This window comes from Chromatium okenii (assembly GCF_016583745.1).
GTDB lineage: Bacteria > Pseudomonadota > Gammaproteobacteria > Chromatiales > Chromatiaceae > Chromatium > Chromatium okenii.
The window spans coordinates 1-20,467 of the sequence record NZ_NRRQ01000038.1 but is presented as its reverse complement, the minus strand read 5'-3'; the positions used below and the strand labels follow the sequence as shown (position 1 = coordinate 20,467).

The window sequence follows — 20,467 nt, the reverse complement described above, 5'->3', positions numbered from 1 at the left end:
ATAAAATTGAATTGCGCCCCACACCTGAACAGATGGTGTATTTGGATAAAGCCTGTGGCTCCAAACGCCATTGCTATAATCAGTTGTTGGCGCATTTTTCAAAGCCAGAAAATAAGTGGTCAAAAAATGAAGCACATCAGTATTATATCAACGTACTTCGCAAAGAATTTGAGTGGTACAACGAAGTTTCAAGTCGTGTCACCCGCAATGCAATTGATGATTTGGATACCGCGTTTAAGCACTTTTTCAGGCGCGTGAAAGCGAAACAAAAAGCAGGTTTTCCTCGCTTCAAAAAGAAAGATGTTAAAGATAGTTTTGCGTTGCGTGAACCATCAAAGTTTACGGTTAGTGGGCGACAACTGCGAATTGAAAAACTCAAAACTAAAATTGAAATGCGTCAACCGTTACGTTTTCAAGGTACAGCAAAACAAGTCACGATTTCAAAACATGCAGGAAAATACTTTGCTTCAATTTTAATTGAAACAGAAGATTACAATCCCAACGACGTTGACCGCCAGAAAGCAGTCGGTGTGGATTTTGGCATCAAAGCACTTGCCGTTTTAAGCACGGGTAAAGTGTTTTCTGCCAATCAAAAGTTGAAAGCAAGCCTGCGACAATTGGCAAAACTTCAACGCAATTTAGCCAAGAAAGTGAAAGGTTCAAACCGTCGAGCGAAAGCCAAGCTCAAGATTCAAAAACTTCACTTTCGCATTGCAAGACAACGACAAGCCTTGTTACATGAATTGTCGGATTATCTCACCAGAAACTTTGACCTGATTACCATTGAAGATTTAAACGTCAAAGGCATGGTAAAAAATCGAAAACTCAGTCGTGCTATCAGCGATACTGGTTTTGGGTATTTGCGTCAGATGATTGAATACAAGGCTGAATTGAGAAATTGTGTCGTTGTTGTCGCCAATCGATTTTTCCCCAGCTCTAAAACGTGTAGTTGTTGTGGAAAAATCAACACAGATTTAACGCTAGTAGATAGAGTTTTTAACTGCGAGTGTGAATTTAGCGCGGATAGAGATTTGAACGCCGCGCTCAATCTAAATCAATACGGTCTGGACACGCTTACAGCCTGACCTTAAATGCACACCAGAGCAAAGTTAGACCATAGTTTCATCATGGCTTTTGCGTTGACGGTGTGAATATATCAAAGCGAGATTTGTACGCTTTTGTATAGATTTTGTTAGATATTTAGTAGCGGCGGCAATCACTATCGCCATCATGCCAGTGATGCGCGGATCGTCAGCAGCCCGTTATTCATGTCGCCCGAACAAGCACTGAGCAACACTGCGCTGCCTGATGTGCGCTCCGATGTCTACTCGTTAGGCGCGACGCTGTATTACGGTTTGACCGGTCGCCCGCCATTTAGCGGGCAATCCATGGATGACTTAATTGGTCGGGTTTTGCATCAGCCGCCCACGCCGCCATCGGTGCTGGGAGTCAAGATTTCCCGCGATCTGGAGGCGATTTGCCTCAAAGCTCTGCAAAAAAACCCTGCCGACCGCTACGCGACTGCCGCCGCGCTGGCAGACGATTTACGGCGCTCGCTGGTGGGATTGCCAGTGACGGCGCGGCGCTATCCGCTGGTGGAAATGATCGGACGGGCGCTGCGGGCGCGAAAAGAAATGCTGGCAAGCGGTGTGGCGCTGGTCATATTGATGGTGGCGGCGCTTTATGCAGCGGTCTCAATGCTGACGACAACTGCGGAAACGGCGTTAATGGATGACATTCGGAATAACGTGATTGATACCGCAGAATTAGCGGCGATGATGATTGACCCGGAATTAGTAAAAACTGTCAGCGCACAAGAATTCGGTGATCACGCCGCCGCGAAACAATTGGCGGAGCAATTAGATACCATCCGCCGTATCAGTACCGGTGTGCGCTTTATTTATATTCTGCGCCAGCAACAACGTCATAATCCTGTGTTAGAATTTGTGGTTTCTAGTGCCAGTTTTTTATCCGCCACTGAGCTTGATGTGAATCATAATGGCAGCGTTGATGAAGACGAAAAAGCTGCGCAACCGGGTGAGTTATTTGATGCCACTCCCTATCCTGCATTATTAGTGGGTTTGCGCGAACCGGGAGCAGATGAACAACCACATCAGCCCGATCAATGGCAAATCGCATTTTCTGGTTATGCTCCCATTATAGATGCGCAAAACCAAGCTATTGCAGTATTAGCCGTTGATATTAGTTCACAGCAACTGTATCGCTATTTTGCCAGTTTACGGCAATCGCACTACCACACTTTGTTGGTAAGTTTGGCGCTGGCGCTATTGGCGCTGGTATTATTAGTTTCTACGCTGGTAGGTTTATGGAAGCGTGATCAATTCCCTGCGTTCACTCAGTAAACACTATTTTTTGATAATGACCCGATAACACTCATCGAAATATACCACTCAAAATTGATTCCTTTGTTATGACTGAAACACACGTCCACACGAATATAACGCCACTTCAAGATTCTGTTGCCGCAGTTGATCTTGGTTCTAATAGTTTTCACATGATTGTTGCGCGTGTTGATCAAGGGCACATGCGCATTACGGATCGCATCCGCGAGGTAGTGCGCCTTGGTGAAGGGCTGACTCCGGATCGCACGTTGACGCCCGAAGTGAGCGAGCGGGCGCTGACTTGTTTGGAACGCTTTGGGCAGCGATTACGCACCTTTGCGCCGGGCAGCGTCCGCGCCGTTGGCACCAACACGATGCGCCAATTGCGTCCAGAAACCGGCTTTGTGGAGCAGGCAGAACTCGCGCTCGGTCATTCGATTGATGTCATCGCCGGGCGCGAGGAAGCGCGGTTGATTTATCTCGGCGTCGCGCACGGGTTGGCGGCAGGCAGCGAGCGGCGTTTGGTGGTGGATATTGGTGGCGGCAGCACGGAAATGATTGTTGGACAAGGATTTTCGCCCCGGCTGCGCGAAAGTTTGCATCTCGGCTGCGTCAGCTTGTCGCGCTACGCCTTTCCCGATGGGCGCATCACCGCCAAGGCGCTGCAAAAGGCGCAGTTGGCGGGCGCATTAGAAGTGCGTCCGGTGCGCGAGTTGTTTCGGCGGGCGCGGTGGCAAAACGCGGTCGGTTGCTCTGGCACCATCCGCACCATCGCCAGCGTTGTGAATGCGGAAGGATGGTGCGACAACGGTATTTCTGCCGAAGCGCTGGCGCGGTTGACAAGTGCGCTGACCGATGCCGGGCGCGTTGCGACCATCAATCTCAAAGGCTTGCCAGAAGAGCGCAAACCGGTGTTCGCCGGCGGGGTTGCCGTGTTACAAGCAGTGTTTGAAGCCTTGGATATCAAGCACATGCAAGTCTCGGACTATGCGCTGCGCGAAGGGTTGATTTACGAAATGATGGGGCGCTCGCAGCACGAGGATGTCCGCGAGCGCACCGTGACCACTTTGTGCCGACAATTCCAAGTTGATCAAGCACATGCGCAGCGGGTGGAGGCGACGGCGCTGGGGATTTATCACCAATTAGCGCAACCTTGGGGGCTGACGGATCCGAGTCATCCGCAGATGCTGACGTGGGCGGCGCGGCTGCATGAAATTGGCGTGATGATCGCGCACAGCCAATATCAAAAACATGGCGCATATTTGCTGCGTAACGCCGATTTAGCCGGATTTTCGCGGCAAGAACAGATGGTATTGGCGGCGCTGGTGCTGGGGCATCGGCGCAAGTTTCCGCTGCAAGAATTTCTCAACTTGCCCAAAAGTGAACTCAACAGCGCCCAGCGGTTATGCGTTATTTTGCGGCTGGCCGTGCTATTGCATCGCGGACGCTCTGCCGTTAATCAACATCATCTGCAAGTGGAAGCGGATGGCGACCGCCTCGCGGTGGAATTTCCTGAGCAATGGTTGACGCGCCATCCGCTCACGCAATTAGAATTGGAACAGGAAGCAGAACGTTTAGCAACGGCGCGAATTGTATTAACGTTTTGTTGAATAAATACTGGCGCAGAGATGTCATTCAATAACGGCACACGCATTGCTCTACCATTCAGAAAGGTGAATGATGAAACATAATTCAGAACGTCCGCTGTTTGAGGAGATCACGGTGAATGGTTTTGCATTAGCAGATAAGATCAAAGAACTGATCTTGCAAGGAAATATGCGGCGTCTCATTATACGACGCCCGAATGGTAAGGCACTGCTGGATGTGCCTTTAACGGCGGGAATTGGCGTCGCGGGGGTGTTAACCTTGCTGGCACCAATGCTCACTGCGATCACAGCGTTGGGCGCATTATTTACCCAATTTCGGATTGAAATTGAGCGCGATCCGCATGGAGGTGATGATGACTCCTTTCCGCCCGGTCGCTAATGGTGTCTTTTGTAAAAAAGACGAATCTTCACGCTTATATTGAGAGTTGAGAATGCAGAAAGTAAAGAAGACTGCTGAATACACCGTATTTCAGAAAAAATCTGGGCGCTATGCGGTCAAGGGCAAGAACAAAAAGTGGATCAATGGCGATGCCAAGCAAGCGATTTTAGCCACTGAGCAACTGATTAAGGTGATGACGCCAAAGGCAGCACCTGAGACGACTGAAGAAGCTGCGTAAGCAGTGATTGACTATTGATTGATACGCATCGGGAATCAGAAACAATCAACACTGTTCCCGATAGCGTATTGCTAACGCCCATTACCTTTCATTGTTCTGACAGTTTAATTATGACCATCACGGAAAAACAAAAACGCTGGCTCAAAGCACAAGCCCATCATTTGAAGCCGGTGGTATTAGTGGGGCAGCGCGGGCTGACTGAAGGCGTATTCAGTGAAATTGATCACGCTTTGAATGATCACGAATTGATTAAAGTACGGATCAATGCTGGTGACCGCGAGGAACGCGCAACCGCAATCAACTTGATCCAAGAGCGTTCGCAGGCGGTGTTAGTCGCTCGCATTGGCAATGTGGCGATAGTGTATCGCGCTAATGAGAAAAAATCCGCACCGTTGGTGGTGCCTCATTTTTAAGCAAAATGACATTTTTGTGATTTGAATCGCTGTTCCTTTTTGATAACGCTGTAATTTGTACTAGACTTTAGGTGCTCGTTTTGGAACAGCGAAACCTGCACCATAGGTCGCTGTAGTGGTCACATAACAATCACGAGGTATGAGACATGGCTATTAAACCTTTTACCACTGGCGCGGATACCAAACCTGGTACCACCGGAAACGATAATTTCAACGGACTGGCTGGCAACGACAAGATCTCTGGCGGTGGCGGCAATGACACGCTCATCGGTGGTGATGGGAATGACACGCTGGATGGCGGTGTTGATAACGACACGCTGACTGGCGATAAAGGCACCGATAGTCTCATCGGTGGCGGTGGCAATGACTCGCTGAACGGCGGCGCGGATAACGACAAGCTCAACGGCGACGCTGGCAATGACAGCTTGGATGGTGGCACCGGCGTTGACGCGATGGTCGGTGGTGAGGGCAACGATTTGTACTGGGTGGATAACGTTAAAGACACCATCACTGAAAAACCCGGCACAACAACGTATATAACCGATACGGTCAATAGCGCAGTCGATTACACGCTCGGCGCCAATGTCGAAAACCTCATTCTGAAGCCCGGCACAACTGGCTTGAAAGGAACCGGCAATATTCTGAAAAATGTCATCACCGGCAATAACGGCGATAACTATCTGGATGGCAAAGAGGAGGATGACCAACTGATTGGCGGCGGTGGCGACGATACGCTGGATGGCGGCACGGGTAAAGACACGCTGACTGGTGGCGACGGTTCCGATACCTACATGGTCACTAACACTGAGAAAGATATCATCGTCGAGACTGCTAAAGACGGCGATCAGGACGTGGTAGAAAGCAACGTTACCTATACGCTGGGCGACTATTTAGAAGTGTTGACGCTCACCGGAACCAAAGCCATTAACGGCACGGGCAATGAACTCGATAACACCATCACTGGCAATAGTGCAGCCAATATCCTGAGTGCCGACGCTGGCGATGACATCATCAATGCCGGAGCCGGTAACGATGAAATCGACGGCGGTGAAGGGAATGACGTGATCGACGGCGGTGACGGCACTGACACCGTTGTTTATCAAAGTGGTCGAGAGAGTTACGCCATTTCCACTGATGATGAAGGGAAGTTGACGGTTGAATATGTCGGTAGCGAGAGCGAGGAAGGTATTGATAGTGGTGTGGATGAAGGCGTTGACTCTATTATTAACGTCGAAACACTGATGTTCGCGGATGGGCCAATGGTGATTGTTGATGACGGTGATTTAGAACCAATACCAGTAATTCCGACCGTGCAGGTTGCCACCGATGCACTCTCTGTCAACGAGAATGCGGGCACGGCGAAGGTCACGGTGAGTTTGTCCGCAGCAGCGACGCAGCCGGTGACGGTGAAGTACGCAACTTCGGCAGGTTTACCTGCGGGTATGATGAGCATCGACGGTGCGGCAACCAGCGGTGTTGATTACCGGAATGCCAGCGGCATCCTGACTTTCGCGGTGGGCGATACCAGTAAAACTATCTCTGTCGTAATCCGCAACGATACTGCAGTGGAGCTGAACGAAAACTTCACTGTAACCCTCAGTGCTCCGACCAATGCCACGCTCGGCAGCACAACTGCAACAGTCGTGACCATCGTGGATAACGACTTACCACCACCCACTTCAACGCTACAGCTTGACACGACCACCATCTCCACCACCGAAGGCGAAGCCGCGCAAATCACGGTAAGTCTGTCTGAAGCAGCAACGCAGCCAGTGACGGTTGATTTCGCTACCCAAGATGTATCAGCTCAGAGCGCCAGCGGCGATTACATCGCCACGACCGGCAGTCTGACATTTGCGCCCGGTGAAACCAGTAAAACTATCAGCGTGGCGACGTTAGATGACACAGCAGTCGAGCAAAACGAAACCTTCAGTGTGCAACTGAGCAATCCGGTCAATGCGACCTTGACGACGGCTGCCGCTGTACTCGTCACCATCGTTGATGACACTCCGCAGTGCGTGGGCACTGAAGCCGACGATAATCTGACCTGCTCCGCCGAAGATAACGACATCGACGCGCTGGGTGGCAATGATGCTGTCAACGGCATGGGCGGCAATGACACGCTGATCGGCAACTTGGGCAATGACACGCTGTCCGGCGGCGACGGCAATGACCAATTGCTCGGTGGCGAAGGCGATGACGTGCTGAAAGATTCCAACGGCGACAACAACATGAGCGGCGGTCTGGGCGATGACCGGTTCGTGGTGGACGGCAAGGGTGCGGGTCAGGTGTTGATTGAAGACACCGGCGGCAACGATACGCTCGATGCGTCTGGTGCCGGAACTGGCGTGACCATCAAACTGGCTCCCGGTCAAATCAGCACCGTCGGCGGTCAACAGATCACTCTCAGCGCCGGTGGGACAATCAGCGATCCGTTGGATATGTACTTTTTGGAGGATTTGACTGGCTCGTTTAGTGATGACGTTGAGACGGTGCAAGCGTTAGTGCCGAATGTCGTTACTGCGATTAATGATTTCCAACCAGACAGTATGTTTGGATTGGGTTCATTCATGGATAAACCCATTAGTCCATTTGGCAGTGATTACAGCTCTTACTATGGTGATTATTACTATGATGATTACAGTTATCAGTCAGATTACGTTTATGCCAATAACTTGAATCTGACCACCAACCAAGCAGCATTCAGTACCGCATTAAATGCGTTGGTGCTCGGCAGTGGGAACGATTGGCAAGAATCGCAATTGGAAGCCTTAATGCAAGTGGCATTGCACAGCGATAAAATTGGCTTCCGCAGCGGCGCGGTGAAAACCGTCGTGTTAATGACTGATGCAGATTATCACCGCGCTGGTGATGGTACGCAGGCTGGTATTACCACACCAAATAATGGTGATGACGTATTGAATGGAACGCCAGCCGGTACGGGTGAAGATTATCCAACCGTAACGAAGGTTGCAGAGGCATTGCAAGCTGCGGGTATTTTGCCGATCTTTGCCGTGACCAGTGATGCTAAATCATACTACGTTGATTTAGTTGATCAATTAGGTTTTGGTTCGGTGGTTGATTTAACTCGTGACAGTTCTAATTTGGTCACGGTAATTACATCCGGCATTAAAGAACTGACCATCGCAACCGTAGAAAATGCGCTGGGCTCACCCTTCGCTGATACTATCACTGGCGATGCCAATGCTAACGTTTTAGATGGTGGTGCGGGCGTTGACCAACTCACTGGTGGCGCGGGAAGTGATACTTTCGTATTCCACTTGGGTGATTCTGCAGTTGGTGCTGGCGAACGCGACATCATTAAAGATTTTAGCGTTGCGACTGCGAACGAAGTGATTGATTTAAGCAATCTGTCAACCGGCGCATTAAGTTTTATCGGCACTGCTGCATTTAGTGCTGCTGGGCAGGTGCGTTATATGCAGGATGCTGCTGCCAATACGACTGTCGTGCAGATCAATTTAGAAGATGCAGTGAGTGTGCCAGAAATGGAAATTCAATTGACGGGCAAGATGACGCTCACCGCTGCTGATTTTGTTTTATAGCCTGAGATAATTGTTGGGTTGTCGTATTATTATGACAACCCAATAACACTCGCGATTAGTTTTTGTTGATAAGATGGTGTTTTAACGGGTGGTGCGGTGCCTGAAAAATCAGCCGCGCAAACGCAAGTTGATATTGCAAATAACTTTAGGACACAAGCAATGGCTATTAAACCTTTTACCACTGGCGCGGATACCAGAACTGGCAGCACGACTGCTGACACGATGAACGGTTTAACGGGTAACGACAAAATATCTGGCGTTGGCGGCAATGACACGCTCATCGGTGGTCTTGGCAATGACACGCTGGACGGCGGTGTTGGTGACGACAAGCTGACTGGCGATAAGGGCACTGATAATCTCATCGGTGGCGGTGGCGATGACTCGCTGAACGGCGGCGCGGATAACGACAAGCTCGACGGCGGCGCTGGCAATGACAGCTTGGATGGTGGCACCGGCGTTGACGCGATGGTCGGTGGTGAGGGCAACGATTTGTACTGGGTGGATAACGTTAAAGACACCATCACTGAAAAACCCGGCACAACAACGTATATAACCGATACGGTCAATAGCGCAGTCGATTACACGCTCGGCGCCAATGTCGAAAACCTCATTCTGAAGCCTAGTACAACTGGCTTGAAAGGAACCGGCAATATTCTGAAAAATGTCATCACCGGCAATAACGGCGATAACTATCTGGATGGCAAAGGGGAGGATGACCAACTGATTGGCGGCGGTGGCGACGATACGCTGGATGGCGGCACGGGTAAGGACACGCTGACTGGTGGCGACGGTTCCGATACCTACATGGTCACCAACACTGAGAAAGATATCATCGTCGAGACTGCTAAAGACGGCGATCAGGACGTGGTGGCAAGCAACGATACCTATACGCTGGGCGACTATTTAGAAGTGCTGACGCTCACCGGAGACAAAGCCATTAACGGCACTGGTAACGAACTTGCCAACACCATCACCGGCAATACGGCTGCCAATCTCCTGAGTGGTGACGCTGGTAACGACATCATCAGTGCCGATGCCGGTGACGATACGATCGACGGCGGTGAAGGTGACGACGAGATCGACGGTGGTGAAGGTAACGACACCGTTACCTATCAAGGTGTTCGGGATAATTACAGTGTGACGCAAGATGATGAAGGGAAGTGGACGGTTGAATATGTCGGCGGCGAGAGCGAAGAAGGTCTTGATAGCGGCGTAGATGAAGGCACTGACTCCATCATTAACGTCGAAACGCTATCGTTTGCAGATGGAGATATGTCGCTTGTTGATGACGAACCTACTCCTCCCGTTCCTGATCCCGATTCGCTCACTGTGCAGTTTGATTTCGCATCATCAGTATTAGAAGGTTATGAAGGTGACGCTATTGAATTAATGGTGACTCTATCTGCACCTGCAGATGAAGACGTGATGGTGACTTATACCACCCAGGATTTGACAGCGAATGTTGACGTTGATTATTGGGTTGGTACCGGTGATAGCTTCTGGTATGACGATGCGGGTAATGAATGGATTGAGGAGACGATTACTTTTGCCGCGGGTGAAACTGAGCAATTCATTTTAGTTGATCTTTACTCAGATGAAGAATTTGAGGGTTACGAAGAATTCAGCGTGACACTCACTGACGCTGTGAATGCAACACTGAGCGAGAATAATGTTGCAACTGTGGGTATTGTGGATGTGGATAATGGCTATTATTTCTGATCTGATTGATTAAGCAAACCGCCTCCGAATGAACAATCGGGGGCGGTTTTTTTATCTCTCACACCTCATAAAACCCGCGATACCATTCCACAAATCGCGCCACGCCTTCGGCAACTGGCGTATTCGGCATATAGCCCGTATCGCGCACCAAATCACTGACATCCGCAAAGGTGTCGGGCACATCGCCGGGCTGCAAGGGCAGCAATTCCAACTCCGCTCGCTTGCCTAATGATTGCTCTAAACACGCAATATAATCCATTAATTCAACTGGTTGATTATTGCCGATGTTATAAATGCGGTATGGCGCATGGCTGCTCGCCGCTTCCGGCATCGCGCTAGACCACTCAGGATTGCCAGTGGGGACGCGATCCAATACCCGAATCACGCCCTCCACGATGTCATCAATAAAAGTGAAATCGCGGCGATGCTTGCCATAATTAAATACTGGAATTGGCTCGCCCGCAAGAATCGCACGAGTGAATTTGAATAGCGCCATATCTGGGCGTCCCCAAGGGCCATAAACAGTGAAAAACCGCAGACCAGTGGTGGGGATTTGATACAGATGACTATAGGTGTGCGCCATCAATTCATTTGCCTTTTTCGTCGCTGCATAGAGGCTTAATGGATGATCGACACTGTGCTGCACCGAAAACGGTAATGTGGTATTCGCGCCGTAAACCGAACTGCTTGACGCATACACTAAATGTTCAACGCTGTGGTGACGGCAGGCTTCTAATACATTCGCAAAACCCACTAAATTCGTGCTGACATACGCCATCGGGTTTTCAATTGAATACCGCACTCCTGCTTGTGCGGCTAAATTCACCACCCGTTCGGGGCGGAAATTCGCAAATACTTCGTGCAATCGCTCGCTGTTTTCAATATCAAAACGCAACTCTTGATAACCCGCGTAATTCAGCGTTCGCGCCAGCCGCGCTTCTTTTAATTTCACATCGTAATACGGATTGAGATTATCAATCCCAATCACCGTATCGCCCCGCGCCAGCAAGCGCAGCGCCACTGCGGAACCAATAAAACCAGCACTGCCAGTGATTAAAATGTTCATTGTGAATTCACTCAAACCCAGCCGGCGCAGCTTGATGCCAATGCGTCACCTGTTGTAAACGATGGGCGATATTGAGCAGCCGCGCTTCCTCAAAATAATTGCCGATCATCTGCAAACCAACCGGCAGCCCGTCCACCGGCGCAACCGGAATCGACATCCCCGGTAGCCCGGCTAAATTGGTCGCAATGGTATAAATATCATTGAGATACATCGCCACCGGATCATTGTGTTTTGCGCCGAGCGGAAACGCCGTCGTCGGGCTCGTCGGTCCCATGATGACGTCAACCTGCGTAAAGGCGCGTTTGAAATCGTCAGCAATCAATTGGCGGAGCTGTTGCGCTTTCAAATAATAGGCATCGTAATACCCCGCTGAGAGCACATAGGTGCCAATCAAAATCCGCCGCTGCACCTCCGCGCCAAATCCTTCCGCCCGGCTGCGCGTGTATAAATCCTGTAAATCCAGCGGGTTATCGCAGCGATGCCCGTAGCGCACGCCGTCAAAACGTGCCAGATTGGACGAGCACTCCGCTGGCGCGACGACGTAATAAACCGGCACCGCCAGCGGCGTGTTCGGCAAGCTGATGTCGTGAACGGTCGCGCCGAGCCGCTCGTATTCCTTGATCGCGTCTTGAATCACGGTGGCGATGCGCGGATCCAAACCCGCCGCAAAATACTCCTGCGGCAGCCCGATCCGCAGCCCGTGCAAATCGTCATCCAGCGCGTCCACATAATCCGGCACCGGCACCTCGGCGCTGGTGGAATCGCGCTCATCAAATCCCGCCATTTCATCAAGAATGAACGCCGCATCGGCCGCCGACCGCGCCAGCACTCCCGCCTGATCGAGTGACGATGCAAACGCGATCATCCCCCAGCGCGAGCAGCGCCCGTAAGTCGGTTTGATGCCGGTGATGCCGCACAACGCCGCCGGTTGGCGGATCGATCCGCCGGTGTCGGTGCCGGTGGCGACCGGACATAACCGCGCTGCGACCGCTGCCGCCGAGCCACCAGATGAGCCGCCGGGCACCCGGCTGCGATCCCAAGGATTGGCGACTGCGCCATAAAAACTGGTTTCGTTGCTCGAACCCATCGCAAATTCATCCATGTTGGTTTTTCCCAACATGACTGCGCCCGCAGCGGCGAGTTTTTCCACCACCGTCGCGTCATACGGCGCAATGAAATTGTGCAACATCTTGGAACCACAGGTGGTTTTGACACCAGCGGTGCAAAAAATGTCCTTGTGCGCAATCGGAATACCGGTCAACGGCCCGGCATCGCCGCGTTTCAGCGCCCGATCCGCTTGCGCTGCGGCCGCCAGCGCTGACTCCGCCGCGACGGTGATAAAGCTGTTGAGCTGCGGATCAAGTCGTTGAATGCGTTCTAAATAGTGCTGCGTGAGTTCGACGCTGGAGTAGTGGCGGAGCCGCAACTCAGCGGCAAGTTGAGCGATGGTTTTGTTTTGCATGATTTAGTCAATCACCTTCGGCACCAAATACAGTCCGCTGGCGGTCAGCGGGGCGAGCGCCTGAAACAAGGCGCGTTGCTCCGGTTCGGTCGGCTGATCGGGGCGCAACCGCTGCGCCATGTGGAGCGGATGCGCCATCGGCGTGACGCCGCTGGTATCCACCGCATCCATCGCGGCCACCAAGGTCAAAATGTTAGATAAATCAGCAGCCAAGCGATCAGCTTGAGCGGGGGCGAGACCAAGTCGGGCGAGGTGCGCGATCTTGTCGATGTCGGAGCGAGCGAGTGACATGGTGATCCTGCGAGTTGTTTGTTTCATCCATGTTGTATTGGATTTACCGTTATAACGCAACACCAGCGGCAGTCTCTAACGCGATTTTTAGCTATTTTTTAATTCCGATGGCTTGCGTTTTTTGCGGAGTTTGATCCAGATTCAATTGGGTTTCTCAGCGCCGCTGTATAAAGCATATTTTATGCTTTTCTATTCATTAAAGGCGCAACTGCGCCGCATTCAACATGCACGCACAAGCGCCATCTTCTTTGTCGGCGACATTAAAAATTGCTGCCCGCGCTGCGTTATCTCACTTAGAAGATGAAATCCTGACACATCACAGTGCGCAGGATTATTCTGCGGGCGCGTATTTCATTTAAGGAGTATTCAACATGGGTCAGCTTGACAATTCGCAAATCGATCACAGCCTCGCGCAACGGCAGCGCAAAATCCAAACCGTAAAAGACTATCTCGACCGCACTCAACACTTATTTGATGCGTTTGGCAGCGCGGAATTAAAAACCACTCATGCCCGCTTTGGTGAGTTGGAAGATGCGTTGAATGCAACGGCGGTGCGTTTAGTCGTGCTCGGCGAATTCACTCGCGGCAAATCAATGTTACTAAATGCGCTGTTGGGCATTGAAGTTTTGCCAACGGCGATGGAAACCACAACGGCAGTCAATACCTTTTTACGCGCACTGCCAGAAGGTCGCAGCACGCGCTTTATTTTAATTCACTACATGGACGGTCGCCCACCCGAAGAAGTGGCATGGACGGATGATGAAGCTTTGCGGCGCTGGGGTACGGAACTGGATAAAACTCATGCCGATGCGCGGCAATTGGTCGATCACATTGAAGTTTTCGTGAATCATCCGCTATTGGAAAAAGGGCTGGAATTGATTGACACGCCCGGCTTGCAGACCATTGTTAAGCACCATGAACAAATCACCCGCAAAGCAATTGCGGAAGCGCACGTTGCATTATGGGTTCAAGCGACAGATCAACTCGGTGGCAATGAATCAGAATGGCAATTTATGGCGCAAACACTGCGCGGTAATTTTCAGAAATTCATTACCGTCGTGAATAAATGGGATCGCGTATTGGAGCCAGAAGATACCCATGATCGCGCTGTGCCAGAAGCCGAGCGGGTGCGGAGTAAGCTCGATCTGGTACGCGCCAGTTTTCGTCACAGTCTCGGTGAACATCAGGATGAGCTGGCGCGTCTCACTTCCGACAGCAATCTCATGGGCGTGAGTGCGAAATGGGCGCAAGACGCTGATCCCGATAAAAAGCGGCGATCTGGCATTGATCGTCTGGGAAATCGCATCGCCGATATGATTTCCAGCGGCGAAGGCATGGAGCAAATTGTGCTCAAGCCGTTGCAACAGCTTGCGACCATTCAAACGCAACTGCTTGATCGCATTCAAGATGAACAGCGCCAGCTTGATTCCAGCGATTCGCTGGAGCAACGCCGTCAGGATTTGCGCCAGCTTGCGTTGGATATTCAGGCGCTTGAGCAAGAAGAAAAACATGAGACGGCGGAATTTCGCTCCGAACATACACGCGCTGCGCGGGTACTTAGCGAACAGGTGAACCAGCAATTGACCGAGCCGCTGACCAGATTGCGTGATGACATTCAAACGGCGGTGACGCTGGATTATGTCAAGCGGATGGTTGCTAAAAAGGTGGCGCAGATCGGATTGCCAGCCGATTTAGAGGATGAATATCAAGCCGTCATCGGCAAGATTGATCAGACATGGCAAAAACACAAAACGTCAATGAATGATCGGTTGGCGGATTTGCGTCGCAGCTATTTAGAAAAAATGGAGCAACACGCTCACGATCTCACTGCCAATCTTGGCAGTCTTCATATCGAACTCCCCACGCTGGATGTCAATTTGCAGTTTGATTTTTCAGCGATTGAAGAGCACTGCTCGAAAACGGCGCAACTGCAAGCGGCTATTGACGCAAAGCAGGCTGAGATTGACGAGTTCAGCATTGTGGTGGCGGGTACCATTGATGAAGAGAAGGAATATCGGCTCTATCGAGCGGAAGCGAAAGCTGATCTCAACCGTGCAAAACGGGAGCTTTCAGCATTAGGCGCACGTCCAGCACCAACGCCGTATCAAGAAAAAAATAAAGTGAGCAATTGGGGTAGCGGTCCTTTATGGCTTGGATCAACTTATGAGTGGGTTACTCGTATGGATTACAGCGCCTGTGAAGCTCACGACCGTCACAAATCATCTTTGCGTGAATCCATTCAGGATGATGAAGCGGCTTGGCAGCGGGCGTGTAAGGCGGATTCTCAGGCAACGAAACAGCGCCGCAGTGCTGAGGCTGATCTGAAACGGCGGGAGAAATTCATGGCTGATTTGGAGAAAAAAAGGCGTTCAGCGGAGAAACAAGCCCAGCAGGAAGAAGCGGATTTAATCGCTGAGACGCATCGCAAACTTTTGCGCAATACCGTCGTCAAGCTCACTGATACGATTAACCATCTCAGCACTGCGCTGACCGCCGGCATTGAAGCCGCGTTCAAGGCGCAGATGGAGTTGCTGGAAAAAGCGGTGCATGAGCAGGTGTTGGAACCACTCAACGCCAAGCGCGTCCAGCTCACCGAGGTGCAGTCGTTGCTTCAATCTGGTGAGGCGGAAATCGCCGCCCGGAAAACCGCCCTCACGGTCGCCCAGCAGGAATTGACCGAATTGCAGCTACTGACGCGCACGGCGCTGGGAGCTTGAGATCATGCTCAATTCTGATTCCAGCGCATTTCTCGCCGCGCTCACCGCGCAGATACCGGCGCAATGGCAGGACGCCGTCGCTGACCTTGCCGCCAATACCTTGCTTTCCGAACAGCCGCTGCGTTTGATTCTGGTCGGCGCGTTCACCGTCGGCAAAAGCAGCCTGCTTAACATGTTGTTTGGTGAGCATTTATTGCAAACCGCGCTGGAGGAAACCACCGCGCTGCCGACCTTCATCGAGTACGGCGCAACGCCGACGTTGCAATTGCTCAATCACGACGGCAGCGCAGCGGCGCTGACCGCTGCGGAATTTGCCCACGTCACCACTCACGCGCCGGCTGGCGCAGCGTGCGCCGTCGCCACCTTGCCGCACGACTGGCTGCGCGGCATTGCGGTGATTGATCTGCCCGGTCTCGGCGGGATGTCAGCCAGCCACCGCGACTACACGCTGGCGCAGATTCAAGCGGCTGACGCGATTTTGTATCTCATCGCGCCACGCGGCCCGGATGCCGCCGACATCGTCAATCTCAATCACATTCGCCAATACGGAAAGCGGGTCAAGCTCGTGGCGACGCGCTGGGATGAAGTGGAGGAAGCGGTTGCTCGCGGCGAAAAACTGCCGTCGCTGGCGCAGTGGGCGAGCCAGATTGAAGCTGCCACCGGTCTGAAAGCGCGAATCGCGCCGGTGCATAAACACGGGCTGGGACGTGAGGAACTGCTTGATTTTATTGCCCGCGCTCGTGATGAACGCAGCGCCATTCGCCGCCGCCGGTTTGGTGCCGAATTGCGCCCGTTATTGGAAAACGCGCTCGGTCAGAACGCCGAGGCGCAACGTGCCTGTGCTGCGCAGTCGGAAGTGGCGAGTCGGGCGGTGCAAGCGGAGTTAATGGAACATAAACAGGCGCTTACGGCGTTAAAAGCTGAGTTGTACGACCGCGCTCATCAGGATCGCGCCCAGCTTGAGCAACAGGCAACGGCGCTCGCCGCACTGCAACGCCCGGGTTTGGAAACGGCATTGCGCCACTACGCCGACGCGGTGCAGACGGAGGCGAATTGGGATGAATTTGCTGGTTTGGGCGCGGCGCAGTTGCGCGGTGCTTTAGCGGAAATTGCCAATCAGTTCAGTGCGTTATCGAGTGATTATGGGCAATTGCAGCTCCCGGATGCGCAGATTGCTGCCTGCAATTTGCGCTTGCCGGCGGTGGAAACGGTTGAGGCGCAAGATTTTCTCGACGTGGCGCGGCTCAATCAGTTGCAAGCGGCGTTAGCGGCGCGGCAGGCGGAGATTGCTGCGCAGGAGGCGACGCTGGCGCAGTTGCCGGCGGTGGATTTTCACGCGCCGCAAACGGCATTACGCGCAGTGGTGCAGGAGCAACAACAGCTTGCTGCCCAGCCATTACCTAAAATTATTCAACAGGTTGAAGGTGGCGGCGCAACACTGGGACGGATGCTGGGCGAGGTGTGTGATATTGGTTTGCTGTTCGTCAATCCGGCAAAGATCGGGCTTAAGGTCGCGTCACTGCTCGGTAAAAGTGCCAAGGTTGCCAAGACTGTGACGACCACAGTCAAGGTCGCGCAGGCGGTGCAAACCGGAAAACAGATTCAGGGAGTGCCATCGCAAGCAATGAATAAGCTGGCAGCACTTGACTTGCTGTCGCTGAGTTATTGGGGCGAACGCATCGGCGCAGCTTTGGGTGGCGGTTCGCGTGAGGAGGAAATTATTGATCCGCAAGCGCAAGCGCAGCAGCAACAAGCATTAGCGGAATTAGAGCAACGTGCGCGTGCAATTCGTGCCGAATTAGCGCGTTGTGAAGATATTGCGCATGAGCACGAATTAACCGGCTGGGCATTAGAACAGAATCGGAAAGAACAGACGGCATTGCAAGCGGATGTATTGGCATTAACGCAGCGGGCTGAATTACAGCGCCGTGAATTTGAACAGGAGCAACAGGTCGCACGGGTGCGTTTATTACAACAACAGATTGAACGTGCAGTGCAGGAATGGTTAAAAAGTTTTGATCAGCAAGCAAATAGTATGAATACGCTGCTGCGGGCGCGAGTAAAAGACTATTGGGAAGCGCAGGTGCAAGATTTAGTCAATACGCGCTTGCAAGACACGCAAACACTGATGGCACAACTTGCTGCCGCTCCAGCAGAAAAAGCGGCAGCGTTGGCGCTATTGACGGCGGAGGCAGCGCGAATAGAAGCGGCGCTGGCGCTGTTGGCAGCGTAAATGATTGATTGCGCCAGCTTTGCTGTAAAGCTGGCGCGTAGCACAACTGAGATGACAAATAATGAACATGATGCAATCATTAAAAAGTCGCGTTAATAAGATGACAAGTGAAGCTAATCCAGAATCACTTGATAGCGAGTTGCGCACCGTGCCTTCTGAGCAATTAACTGAGTTTATGGCGCTCAGTCTTGATCCGCAAATTGACGCTTATTTGCGGCAATTAGCACTGAATAATGCACACGTCAATAAAATGATTGTTGACGCAGCAGAAAAGGCGCAAACCCAAGTTGCGCCAACTGCGCGAAAATCGCCGCCGCCAGCATCCGCTCCCGCAATTACGGTAAAACCCAAGACAGAAGCAGAATCACAATTGAATTTTTTCTGGGTTTCTCGCTTTATGCAGTGGTTATTGAAAATAACTGAGACTATTGTCACTTGGGCGTTAGTGATTGTGGTTTTAACTTGGGATTTGTTGTCTTATTTATTGAAATTCGTTAAACCAGTTACTGCGTTTATGGTAATGGTTTATCGTTATCCGCAAGAACATTACCAACGAAATCGGCAAGTTGATGATGATTGGCTGAATAAATAACTGTTAATAGCGAGCTGCCATGACTAAAGCAATCTCTTTTCCACTGTTGGCGCGTACTTATCAGGCGCTGGGCGCTGTTGAGGCGCACATGAATAAAACCACTACACCCAGCGACGGGCTATTAACCGCTCGCGTGATTGGTGAATTTTCCGCCGGTAAAACTCGGCTGCTGCGTGAATTGTTTGGCGCTTTAATTCCTGAGCGGTTATTTCCAATTAGTTCTTTAGAACGTCAGACTCGGCTGCCGCTTGAAATCACCTATGGCGACCAGCCGCAATTAACGCTGATTGAAAAAGCGCAAGATTATGATGACGCGCAAATCATTGAGGTATTAAATGATTTTCCGCACCGTGAAGATGTGGTTCATCAAGATACGCTGCGACATCGTTTACGATTGGCGTTGCCAGAACCGCGTTTGATTTTGTCTGCTGGCGATGGTTATTCCGATGATCAAAGCCCCAAACGGCTATTTTTAATTGATATGCCGGGCTGGAATTCGGGTGATGATGCGATTGCCGAAGCGCAAGCCGCAACAATGCTGACTGGCTATCATAATTTAGCGTTGATTTATGTCGTCGATGCCAATCGTTTAGATAGTGATGTCAACGATTCACACTTAAAAGACTTTTTAGAAGCATTTGAAGCTGCTGATTTTGTGGGCAAATCCACGTTATTATTTGTCGTGACGCATTGTCCCAAACCTGAGCAATTGCGTTTTGCTGATGCAGCGCGGCAGCGCGTATTGCGGCATTGGACGGAATTAGACAATGAACCGCATGATATTGATTTGCAGATCATGTGCGTTGAGTTTGCCGAATTCAGTGCAAATGAATTACAGCAATTCCGCGACCAGTTCTGGAAGTATTTACTCGCACCAATGGCGCAACCGAGCGCACCGCAACATCCTTGGATAAATCAAATCCGCAACTGGACGGATGAATGGGATATTCGCCCACAGCTCGTGCTGGCACAAACTGCGATACAACAGGCGCGGGATTTAATAGCGCGGGCGCGGGATAAAAAAACCAATGAGTTTTTGCCCGGCATGAATATGACGCGGCTGTTAGGACTCAATAAACAAGAGATTGGGATCAAGTTGCAGCAACAATGGTTGCGGCAATTGAAATGCAGCAGTTTTGAGCAATTAAATCAAATGGTGGCGCTGCCGGAAACCTTGCCGCGTCAACATCCGTTGTCCTCATGGTGGCGGCATTATTGGCGACTGAATTTAGAAAATACGCTGCAACCCACGCAACGCTTTTTTATGGCCGCAGAAGCAGCCATTGATACGTTGACTCCCGACACCACCGATTTAACTGCGCACTTTGCGAAACACTTAACAACGCCATATCAACACGCAGAACAAGCATTGGATTCGAGTTTCACTTGTTTAGTGGAATCAGTGCAGACGCTGGCGACTGAATCCCAACTTGAGCGCGTGATTGCAACGTTATTCAAGCTCTCAATTATTGAGTCGCGTTATGCCGATCACTATGAAAAAGCGAAAGCGTCGTTAGCATGACCATTGAAATCCGTTTGCAAAGAGAGCTTTTTTACCTTCGGCATCTTTAGTTGTTTCGTTGCAGAGAATACCGCCCATGACGCCCGACCAATTTATTGCTAAATGGCAAGCCACCACGCTTAAAGAACGCTCGGCAGCGCAAGAGCATTTTATTGATTTATGTCGCTTATTGGATGAACCAACACCAGCAGAAAGCGATCCAACTGGTGCGTTTTATTGTTTTGAGCGCGGCGCTAAAAAAACCACTGGTGGCGATGGTTGGGCGGATGTGTGGAAACGCAATTGCTTTGGCTGGGAATACAAAGGTAAACGCAAAAACTTAA

The 20,467-nt window shown here is 51.3% G+C and carries 17 protein-coding genes; 14 read left to right on the top strand and 3 right to left on the bottom strand.

The annotated features are described in order from the left end of the window. From CKO12_RS12135 to CKO12_RS12075, 8 genes are all read left to right on the top strand, one after another. Positions 1-1,085: RNA-guided endonuclease InsQ/TnpB family protein (locus CKO12_RS12135; RefSeq protein ID WP_242466321.1), on the top strand; the 1,085-nt coding region annotated here is incomplete at its 5' end. A gap of 111 nt (positions 1,086-1,196) precedes the next feature. Then, positions 1,197-2,363 carry a serine/threonine protein kinase gene (locus CKO12_RS12130; RefSeq protein WP_338032744.1) on the top strand — a complete coding sequence of 389 codons (1,167 nt, stop codon included), beginning with the start codon at positions 1,197-1,199 and terminating at the stop codon, positions 2,361-2,363. A gap of 68 nt (positions 2,364-2,431) precedes the next feature. Further along, positions 2,432-3,952 (top strand): Ppx/GppA phosphatase family protein, encoded by a 1,521-nt coding sequence (locus tag CKO12_RS12125; protein WP_200154999.1) that lies wholly within the window; start codon positions 2,432-2,434, stop codon positions 3,950-3,952. A gap of 67 nt (positions 3,953-4,019) precedes the next feature. Further along, positions 4,020-4,328 (top strand): DUF4342 domain-containing protein, encoded by a 309-nt coding sequence (locus tag CKO12_RS12120; RefSeq protein WP_242466320.1) that lies wholly within the window; start codon positions 4,020-4,022, stop codon positions 4,326-4,328. 52 nt (positions 4,329-4,380) lie between these two features. Continuing rightward, the gene (locus CKO12_RS12115; RefSeq protein WP_200154997.1) at positions 4,381-4,566 is read left to right on the top strand and encodes a hypothetical protein; all 186 of its coding nucleotides are present in this window, start codon (positions 4,381-4,383) and stop codon (positions 4,564-4,566) included. Positions 4,567-4,676: 110 nt separating this feature from the next. Then, positions 4,677-4,979, top strand: a complete 303-nt coding sequence (yhbY, locus tag CKO12_RS12110; RefSeq protein WP_200154996.1) for a ribosome assembly RNA-binding protein YhbY — start codon at positions 4,677-4,679, stop codon at positions 4,977-4,979. Between the two features lie 146 nt (positions 4,980-5,125). After that, on the top strand, positions 5,126-8,542 hold the full coding sequence (locus tag CKO12_RS14995; protein WP_274599924.1) for a Calx-beta domain-containing protein: 3,417 nt from the start codon (positions 5,126-5,128) through the stop codon (positions 8,540-8,542). A gap of 159 nt (positions 8,543-8,701) precedes the next feature. Next, a complete protein-coding gene (locus tag CKO12_RS12075; protein ID WP_200154995.1) occupies positions 8,702-10,261 on the top strand; it encodes a Calx-beta domain-containing protein in 1,560 nt (519 codons plus the stop codon). Between the two features lie 58 nt (positions 10,262-10,319). On the opposite strand, the gene CKO12_RS12070 is transcribed toward CKO12_RS12075, so the two are convergent. The 3 genes from CKO12_RS12070 to gatC are packed head-to-tail and all read right to left on the bottom strand — an operon-like array spanning position 10,320 to position 13,080. Next, on the bottom strand, positions 10,320-11,327 hold the full coding sequence (locus CKO12_RS12070; RefSeq protein WP_200154994.1) for an NAD-dependent epimerase: 1,008 nt from the start codon (positions 11,325-11,327) through the stop codon (positions 10,320-10,322). Between the two features lie 7 nt (positions 11,328-11,334). Continuing rightward, positions 11,335-12,789: an Asp-tRNA(Asn)/Glu-tRNA(Gln) amidotransferase subunit GatA gene (gene gatA / locus CKO12_RS12065; RefSeq protein WP_200154993.1), complete on the bottom strand. Its 1,455-nt coding sequence runs from the start codon at positions 12,787-12,789 to the stop codon at positions 11,335-11,337. 3 nt (positions 12,790-12,792) lie between these two features. Continuing rightward, positions 12,793-13,080 carry an Asp-tRNA(Asn)/Glu-tRNA(Gln) amidotransferase subunit GatC gene (gene gatC / locus CKO12_RS12060; protein ID WP_200154992.1) on the bottom strand — a complete coding sequence of 96 codons (288 nt, stop codon included), beginning with the start codon at positions 13,078-13,080 and terminating at the stop codon, positions 12,793-12,795. Between the two features lie 224 nt (positions 13,081-13,304). On the opposite strand from gatC, the gene CKO12_RS15190 reads away from it, so the two are divergent. From CKO12_RS15190 to CKO12_RS12035, 6 genes are all read left to right on the top strand, one after another. After that, positions 13,305-13,439 carry a hypothetical protein gene (locus tag CKO12_RS15190; protein WP_274599923.1) on the top strand — a complete coding sequence of 45 codons (135 nt, stop codon included), beginning with the start codon at positions 13,305-13,307 and terminating at the stop codon, positions 13,437-13,439. 12 nt (positions 13,440-13,451) lie between these two features. After that, the gene (locus tag CKO12_RS12055; RefSeq protein WP_200154991.1) at positions 13,452-15,797 is read left to right on the top strand and encodes a dynamin family protein; all 2,346 of its coding nucleotides are present in this window, start codon (positions 13,452-13,454) and stop codon (positions 15,795-15,797) included. 4 nt (positions 15,798-15,801) lie between these two features. Further along, the gene (locus CKO12_RS12050) at positions 15,802-18,030 is read left to right on the top strand and encodes a dynamin family protein (protein ID WP_200154990.1); all 2,229 of its coding nucleotides are present in this window, start codon (positions 15,802-15,804) and stop codon (positions 18,028-18,030) included. A 61-nt stretch (positions 18,031-18,091) separates the two neighbouring features. Continuing rightward, the gene (locus tag CKO12_RS12045; protein ID WP_200154989.1) at positions 18,092-18,622 is read left to right on the top strand and encodes a hypothetical protein; all 531 of its coding nucleotides are present in this window, start codon (positions 18,092-18,094) and stop codon (positions 18,620-18,622) included. Positions 18,623-18,641: 19 nt separating this feature from the next. After that, positions 18,642-20,144, top strand: a complete 1,503-nt coding sequence (locus CKO12_RS12040; protein WP_200154988.1) for a dynamin family protein — start codon at positions 18,642-18,644, stop codon at positions 20,142-20,144. Between the two features lie 76 nt (positions 20,145-20,220). Next, positions 20,221-20,467, top strand: a 247-nt coding sequence (locus CKO12_RS12035) for a hypothetical protein (protein ID WP_200154987.1), incomplete at its 3' end; no start/stop codon positions are given.

Coding starts and splice junctions, on each gene's coding strand:
- CKO12_RS12075 (WP_200154995.1), top strand. CDS start 8,702: ATGGCTATTAAACCTTTTACCACTGGCGCGGATACCAGAACTGGCAGC.
- yhbY (WP_200154996.1), top strand. CDS start 4,677: ATGACCATCACGGAAAAACAAAAACGCTGGCTCAAAGCACAAGCCCAT.
- gatC (WP_200154992.1), bottom strand. CDS start 13,080: ATGTCACTCGCTCGCTCCGACATCGACAAGATCGCGCACCTCGCCCGA.
- CKO12_RS12055 (WP_200154991.1), top strand. CDS start 13,452: ATGGGTCAGCTTGACAATTCGCAAATCGATCACAGCCTCGCGCAACGG.
- CKO12_RS12050 (WP_200154990.1), top strand. CDS start 15,802: ATGCTCAATTCTGATTCCAGCGCATTTCTCGCCGCGCTCACCGCGCAG.
- CKO12_RS15190 (WP_274599923.1), top strand. CDS start 13,305: ATGCACGCACAAGCGCCATCTTCTTTGTCGGCGACATTAAAAATTGCT.
- CKO12_RS12115 (WP_200154997.1), top strand. CDS start 4,381: ATGCAGAAAGTAAAGAAGACTGCTGAATACACCGTATTTCAGAAAAAA.
- CKO12_RS12045 (WP_200154989.1), top strand. CDS start 18,092: ATGAACATGATGCAATCATTAAAAAGTCGCGTTAATAAGATGACAAGT.
- CKO12_RS12125 (WP_200154999.1), top strand. CDS start 2,432: ATGACTGAAACACACGTCCACACGAATATAACGCCACTTCAAGATTCT.
- CKO12_RS14995 (WP_274599924.1), top strand. CDS start 5,126: ATGGCTATTAAACCTTTTACCACTGGCGCGGATACCAAACCTGGTACC.
- CKO12_RS12040 (WP_200154988.1), top strand. CDS start 18,642: ATGACTAAAGCAATCTCTTTTCCACTGTTGGCGCGTACTTATCAGGCG.
- CKO12_RS12120 (WP_242466320.1), top strand. CDS start 4,020: ATGATGAAACATAATTCAGAACGTCCGCTGTTTGAGGAGATCACGGTG.
- CKO12_RS12070 (WP_200154994.1), bottom strand. CDS start 11,327: ATGAACATTTTAATCACTGGCAGTGCTGGTTTTATTGGTTCCGCAGTG.
- gatA (WP_200154993.1), bottom strand. CDS start 12,789: ATGCAAAACAAAACCATCGCTCAACTTGCCGCTGAGTTGCGGCTCCGC.